The sequence below is a fragment of the Bacillus sp. UNC322MFChir4.1 genome (genome assembly GCF_000746135.1).
Classification (GTDB): domain Bacteria; phylum Bacillota; class Bacilli; order Bacillales; family Bacillaceae_G; genus Bacillus_A.
This window is the reverse complement of record NZ_JQKQ01000031.1, coordinates 47,860-55,384: the sequence shown is the minus strand read 5'-3', so window position 1 is coordinate 55,384 and position 7,525 is coordinate 47,860. Positions and strand designations below refer to the sequence as shown.

The 7,525-nt window shown below is 37.5% G+C and carries 4 protein-coding genes and 1 pseudogene; 1 reads left to right on the top strand and 4 read right to left on the bottom strand.

Annotated elements, in window-relative coordinates; genetic code table 11:
- Positions 1-205: 205 nt before the first annotated feature.
- On the bottom strand, positions 206-2,068 hold the full coding sequence (locus BR72_RS13085) for a glycerophosphoryl diester phosphodiesterase membrane domain-containing protein (RefSeq protein ID WP_035433556.1): 1,863 nt from the start codon (positions 2,066-2,068) through the stop codon (positions 206-208).
- A gap of 348 nt (positions 2,069-2,416) precedes the next feature.
- Here BR72_RS13085 and BR72_RS13080 point away from each other — a divergent pair.
- A pseudogene (locus tag BR72_RS13080) lies at positions 2,417-2,803 on the top strand (zinc ribbon domain-containing protein); the annotation flags it as partial.
- Between the two features lie 205 nt (positions 2,804-3,008).
- Here the strand turns inward: BR72_RS13080 and BR72_RS13075 are convergent.
- From BR72_RS13075 to fdhF, 3 genes are all read right to left on the bottom strand, one after another.
- Positions 3,009-3,464 carry a hypothetical protein gene (locus tag BR72_RS13075; RefSeq protein ID WP_231559718.1) on the bottom strand — a complete coding sequence of 152 codons (456 nt, stop codon included), beginning with the start codon at positions 3,462-3,464 and terminating at the stop codon, positions 3,009-3,011.
- 413 nt (positions 3,465-3,877) lie between these two features.
- Positions 3,878-4,363: a helical membrane plugin domain-containing protein gene (locus BR72_RS13070; RefSeq protein ID WP_035433551.1), complete on the bottom strand. Its 486-nt coding sequence runs from the start codon at positions 4,361-4,363 to the stop codon at positions 3,878-3,880.
- A 12-nt stretch (positions 4,364-4,375) separates the two neighbouring features.
- The gene (fdhF, locus tag BR72_RS13065) at positions 4,376-7,318 is read right to left on the bottom strand and encodes a formate dehydrogenase subunit alpha (RefSeq protein ID WP_035433550.1); all 2,943 of its coding nucleotides are present in this window, start codon (positions 7,316-7,318) and stop codon (positions 4,376-4,378) included.
- Positions 7,319-7,525 lie beyond the last annotated feature (207 nt).

Genomic DNA, 7,525 nt, shown 5'->3' with positions numbered 1-7,525 from the left:
ACCAATCGGGCTTTTACGGGCAGTTTATCTCCCACCTAACTTCTTAAGAAAAGCGGAAGCGGCTCGTTCAGAATCGCAGGACGCCCACGCCCCTGACAGAGAGGCGCTTTTTGCCTCGTCCGAGGGGGCGAAACGGCCGGAGATTCTAGCCGCTAGAGCTGGACAATGCTTTCGCCGAATTTTGAGGTGGGAGTATTACTGCCCGTTAATGCGGGATAAATAACTTTGCAAATAAGTCTTCGGTTGTTTCCGTAATTTTCTCAAAAACATCCGTTTCATTTTCTTCCTCATTGAGCATTTTAATCGTGGCTCTTGCATCTTCTGGATAGTCTGTAATAATTCCATCCACATTCAATTTATAATATTTCCGTAAATTCTCCATATCATTTACAGTCCATACGTAAATCGGTTTATTTAATTTACGAGCTGATTGTACTAAGCGCTTATTCACCATGTATTCCTCTGCTACGTAAAAATCAGCTGGAACATTTTTTAAATTTGCTAGGCTTGCATATAGAACATACCCTACTTTTATATCGGGATTTGCACGTTTAAATTCTTTAATAAGTGGGTAATGCAATGTTTGAATGACACACTGCTTTTCAAATTCATTTTTTTCAATCGTTTTTAAAACTTTCTTTACAAAATCCTTTTCATTTTCATTTCCATGAAGTTTCACTTCTATATTCAGCTTAATTTTCCCTTTTGCAAGTTTAATAATCTCATCAAGCGTACTAATTTTCCCTGAGAATCCACCTTGGCTGAGAGTAAGCTTTCGAAGTTCATCCATCGTTAATTCTGACACTTGTACATTTTCATTCGCAAGACGCTTTAATTTCAAATCGTGTATAACTGCTAATTCACCATCTTTTGTTTGTAATACATCAATTTCCGCATAATCTGCTTTCGCATCAATAGCTCCTTGGACTGACTCTTTTGTGTTCTCCACTCCTTTAGATATATAACCGCGGTGCCCCATAATAATCGGCTCTTTATAAGAATTCGTAATAAACGTTACGATAAAAGCCAAAACCATCCCAATTACAACAACCCCGCCAATATATACACCTATAAATTTCAATCGATGTTTCTGAAAGAAGCATTTCTCCACTTTTGTTTTCGAATAGTCAAGACCCTCTTCTACTAAAACAGCTTCAACGGGAACCTTCTGTAAATATAACCTTGTCAGCGCCATAATATAAAACGGCGTAACAATAAAGCTAAATATATACAATGTACTCGTTACAAAGACAGATATAGTCGATTGTGCTAATAAAGCAAATGTTCCTTCTGGATTTGTAAATTGATAGACCGCAAGCAGTAACAAGAAATAAACACCTGTAAACAGTAAAAAGACAACGCCTATAGAGATAAAAAATCCTACTAAAAAGAACAGGACTTTCAAAAAGTTTTCTTTTACTAACTTCGCACTTTGACGAGCAGCTACGCGAAACGACTTTTCTTCTAAAACAATGATGGGTAAAACAAAAATCCAACGAAGATTGAAATAGGCAACTACGCCGAAAAAGGTATAGTATCCAACTTGTCCCATTGTTGTTTTCAATAATTCGCCTGAAATAAAATTAGGAATCTGAATTTCAGGAAGAAGTGCAGATTGATAACCGATGCTTAAAAGAGGTAGTAAAACGACAACATACAAAATAAATCCTGGTAAGCAATAGGTGAAAAAAGAAGGTAAATACGTTACCGTTTTATATAAAATTGGACGCAGTCTTACCTTTTGTCGTTTATGTGCAAAATACGAAATAATAATAAGTACTGCAAATTCGATAAAAATAAGAAAAAGTGCTAGCACAGATAAAATGACAATGGCTGCAATTCCATACGGTGTTTTAAAAAATGCAAGCAATTCATCATTTGTGGCATTTGCATATCCACCCCAGTACAATAACTTATTAAAAATCATACCGAGTAGTGGGATAAAGACAATTGCGGCGAGGAGTTTATACATAAGTTGAAACGATAATACATTTCCAAAGGCGAATCTTACTGTTTGAAAGGATTGTTTCATTACCCCTGGGATTGATAATTTTTTACGGTGTAGCATAGGTACCTCCATGTTCTTTAAGTTAAAAAAAAGACATAAAAACATTCTTTTTAGATAGACAAGAGCATCTGGCCGCGTGTAGTATCGGGCAGGGCCTGTTTCTGCCACGGGCAATGTTAAATGACGGTCATATTGTATTCCGCTGCTGGAAAATGAAAATGCAATATATTTAATTTCATCATAATACATTCTACTAAACATGAACAATTCTATCATATTTTTCGAGAGGACTCCCACCTCTAAACATATGTGAAGGTGGTGAGGTGAATCGAAAAAATATTTTATTTTCAAGTAAAACAACAGAAACGTATGTTCTTGTTTTGATATAATACCCTTAACAAGGAGGTGAAAGAAACTGATATGGGAAAGAAAAATAACCAAACATTTTGCCATATCCCGCATCGTTTATTGATTCAAATGATTACATACAAAGCAAATGCGGTAGGTATTCAAGTTGTTGTAATCGAGGAATCTTACACATCAAAAGCAAGTTTTCTAGATCATGACTTCATTCCAACGTATGAAACAAATGACCAAAATGCAACTTTTTCAGGAAAACGAATGAAGCGTGGTATATATCGTTCTGCAAAAGGAATCAAAATCAACGCAGATATAAACGCTGCGGCTAATATTTTACGAAAAGTAGTCCCGAATGCATGGACAAACGGGATAGAGGGGCTAGGCGTGGAACAGCTCGCTAGTGTGTTAACTCCACTAACGTTAATCGTCCGTTAGGTTGAAACGTTAGAAACCTCCACTTCAAGCTTTGCTAAGTGGGGGAGTATTCATAAACATATAAAAGAGCGATGGATTTTAATGTAACGGGTTCAGTTAGCAGGTGGAAAATTTAATTTAACAGCTATTTTGGCAATAAAATTGGCAGCTATTAGAAACAAATAGAAAAATAAAAAGAATGTCATTTGACATCCTTTTTGGCTTATTATTGACTATTTCTTTTTTTTAAAAACAAATAAATGACACCAATCAACAAAATTAATCCTATAAAGTACGGTAATAAATTTTGCCAATTATATTTGTTATCGCTTTGTTCGCCGCTACCTGCATATTCACCATTATAATTTGCTTTTATAAATGATTTTTCACTTTCTTTAACCGCAATTGAGTCATTTGCTTTAACACCTTTAATTTCGTAGTATTCAGTGCCTTGGGGAAATTTATTTGAAAAATTCCCACTGTAAGCACCTTCGTTGTCCGAATAATTAGTAACCTCACCTATCTTCTTCCCAATTTCTTTGGGTTCAATATGGGTTTCTGAAATAATATAAGTGCCACCATCAAAGACAACAAAAGCATGTGCCCATTTCGCATAAATTGTACTAACAAGGAAACTACACCCGATTATGAAAACGAAAAACAGACTTATTATGTTTCGCAACACTATCCCCCTTTAAAAAAATCAGGCACTTATCGACCACTTCTTCTTCGGTATAGTATTTGACCGTGGCTTTTGTCTGCTCCGATATGTTCTAATTTACCTCGCTTTCTCGGCGTGGTTTCGGTTCAAAAAAATTCATCGTTTCCTCCTCGTATTAATTTGACATGTTTTTTGGCAATCAATTTGACACCTAAATTGACAAGTTAAATCCTCTCTCTGTAAATCACTCCTAATTCTACATTCTTTAAACATTTCCCTGCCAATTTAGTTGCCAATTTCAAAAAAAGATTGATAAACCAATAAAAAAGGCGTTCTAAAACTGTTGCCAGTTTGAACGCCAATTTGTGTGTCATTTTAATTTTTCAACCTCTTAACTGAACCCGTTAATTTTAATGCCACCGCTCTTTGTCTTATTAGTTCTTCTTTTCTAGCTCTTGACCAAATGCTTTCAAAAAATTAAATCCAAATGTAATTGCTCGGTTTATGTCTGGATCTCGTAATACTTTAAAGAAATCCATCACACCTGTTTTTCTACCTTTTTCCAGTTCATCGGTTGCATATTGTAAACCTGTAACTAAACTAGATGTGACTTGCTTGGTCACTTCTGGGTCTACTGAAGATAGCGCTTCTCCTGCACCCATCACATTATTTAATGCGTTTTTTACTGGTTCACGGTTTAATTGTTCAATCGCAATTTTCGAAACATCTTCTTTCGCTGCTAGCAAGCTTACGGCAGCATCTAACAAACCAGCCTTTTGAAGCTGTGCTAACAAATGAATCGTTTCCTCAATTGCCTGTTGATTCTCTCCTAACTGTTGTAATAATCCCTCTGAAACTTGTTGTTTCTTTTGTTCCTCTGTTACAACTGTTTTTTGAATCATCGTAATTTCTTTTGCCACAATGCTCGCCCCCTAGTTTTCATCCACAAGTGATACATATTGTTTTCGTTGCCATTTCTTCTGCACTTCGACACCATTTTGCGGATGACGCTCTTTATTTCGCGGGTTGGAAGCAGGAAGTGGACGATTTCCTTTTTCACGCAGCACACGCATTTTGACGCGCGTTTGTTTATATGCTGGTGTACATGTAAAAAGATCCGTTGCCGTTCCTGTTAAAATATTAATTGCTTCTTCATTTACTGTTGCATGCATCGGTAAATATAATTCGTTTCCAGTTACCCGATCTGTAATAAGCGCTGGAACTTTAATTTTTCCAAACGGTGATGCAAGTTCAACAAGACCTCCATCCTTCACATTTCGCTCCATCGCTAGCTCCGGGGAAATCTCAACAAATACCTCTGACATTTTTGATAAAATACCTGCCGATTTCTTTGTCATATTTCCCTCATGGAAATGTTCAAGCATGCGGCCATTATTTAATAATAGATCATATTCTTCCGGTGCTTCGACTGGCGGTACCCATTCATCAAGTGATAGACGAGCTAATTTATCAGGAAAATTAAATCCATCTACATATAATAACGGTGTATCACTGCCGTCATGACTACCCCAGCATAAGCTATTCCATCCTTCTAAACGATCATATGTTGCCTGAGAATATAAAGGAGCAAGTGATGCGATTTCATCCATAATTTCACTTGGGTGTTCATAGGTCCAATTTGCACCTAATGCACGAGCTACCTTTTGCAGAATCCACCAGTCTGGTTTGGAATCACCAAGCGGCGGCATAACTTCGTATAAACGCTGAATCCGGCGTTCTGTATTCGTAAATGTTCCTTCTTTTTCTAAACTTGGTGCTGCTGGTAAAATGACATCTGCAAAACGAGCTGTTTTCGTTAAAAACATATCTTGTACAACAAGGAAATCAAGATTTGCTAAAATGTGCTGCACATGATTCGCGTTAGAATCAACTAATGCCATTTCTTCTCCCATCACATACATGCCGCGTAATTTCCCTGCTTCTGCAGCAATCAGCATCGCAATGTTATTTAATCCTGGTTCTTTCGGAATCGAAACGCCGTATGCTCTTTCAAATTTCGCGCGCAGTGCATCATCGGATATCGCTTGGTAACCAGGCAGCCAGTTTGGTAATGTCGCCATATCACAAGCACCTTGTACGTTATTATGTCCGCGCAGCGGGTATGCTCCTGCACCGCGGCGACGATAATTACCTGTTACAAGAAGTAAATTAGAGATTGCAGCTGATGTCGTACTTCCGCCTGTATTTTGCGTTACTCCCATACCCCAAAGTACACATGTGCCATCTGCATCACGAATCATTTTTGCCATTTCTATTAATGTATCTTTCGAAATGCCCGTTACACTTTCTGTATAATCAAGCGTATACTTCTCTAACATTGTTTTATATTCATCAAAGTTCTTTACGTTTTCAGCTAGAAATGCTTGATCATGCCAATCTTGATCAATAATATATTTTGTTACACCTGCTAGCCAAACATAGTCAGTACCTTGACTTGGGTGAACAAATAAATCGGCACGCTCTGCCATTTCATGTTTACGTAAATCAGCTACAATTAATTTCTGCTCATGAATTTTATGGGCACGTTTCACACGCGTCGCAAGAACTGGATGACCTTCTGTCGGATTTGCCCCGACAATAATGATAAGTCCTGCCTCTGCAATATCTTTAATTGTTCCTGCATCACCACCCATGCCTACTGTTTTAAATAAGCCATCTGTTGCTGGTGATTGGCAGTAGCGAGAACAGTTGTCCACATTATTTGTTCCATATACTTGGCGCGCTAACTTTTGCATTAAATAATTTTCTTCATTCGTTACTTTAGAAGAAGAAATAAATCCAAACGCATCACTGCCATGTTGCTCTTTAATATGACTCATATTTGCTGCAATAACTTCTAGCGCTTCTTCCCAAGTTGCTTCAACAAACATGTCTCCTTTACGGATCAGCGGCTTTGTAATCCGTTCTTCACTATTTACAAAATCCCATCCGAATTTCCCTTTTACACACGTTGAAATTCCGTTTACTGGCGCATCCGATGACGGCTGTACTTTTAAAATGTGACGATCTTTCGTCCACACTTCAAATGAACACCCGACACCACAAAACGTACAAACGGTTTTCGTTTTATTGATTTTCGTTTTACGCATCGCTGCCTCTACTTCCGAAACAGCTAAAATACTGCTATAACCCGGCTCTACATCTTTTACAAAATCAATCATTGGATGTAATACGTCTTGTTTTATCCCTGTCATAAAACCAGCTTCTCCAAGCATCGATTTTTCCATTAGGGCATTACACGGACAAACCGTGACACATTGCCCACAACTTACACAAGAAGAATCATTAATGGATACGCCATCATCCCAAATGACACGCGGGCGATCTAAACTCCAATCAATCGATATTGTTTCGTTTACTTGTAAGTTCTGGCACACTTCTACACATTGCCCACATGCAATACACTGATTTGGATCGTAACGATAAAACGGATGGGACATATCCACCTCCGAAACGCTCACTTTCGGTTCGTACGGATATTTCTGCTCCTCAATTCCCATCATATGTACCGTATTATGGACTTTACAATTCCCGTTATTATTATCGCAAACAGTACAATATAATAAATGATTCTCAAGTATTCGATCCATCGCTTCTGTTTGAGATTCAACTGCTCGCTTTGACTTTCTCTCAATATGCATACCTTCTTCAAGGTTTGTTGAGCAAGCGCGCATCAGTTTTCCATTCACTTCAACAATACATGTATCACATGTCTGAATCGGATCTACTTCTGGTACGTGACAAATTTGCGGGTGTTCAAGTTCTCTTTCGTTAAATAACTGCAATATCGTTTTTTTACTAGATGAAATATACTCTGTACCATCGACAGTTACACGAATTTTCTGTTCTGACATCTTTACCCTCTCCTTACAACCAACCGTACAACACATTCTGAATACGTTTTCAAAACGATGTTGCTATACGCTCTTTTTCAAAACAGCAAAACTAGTTCTTAGAGGTAGATTCTTGATGTATAAAATAAGCTTGCAATTGATGTATAAACTACGATTCTATTATATCGTAGAAAACAAATAATAACCAAGGGTTGTATGTGAATACAA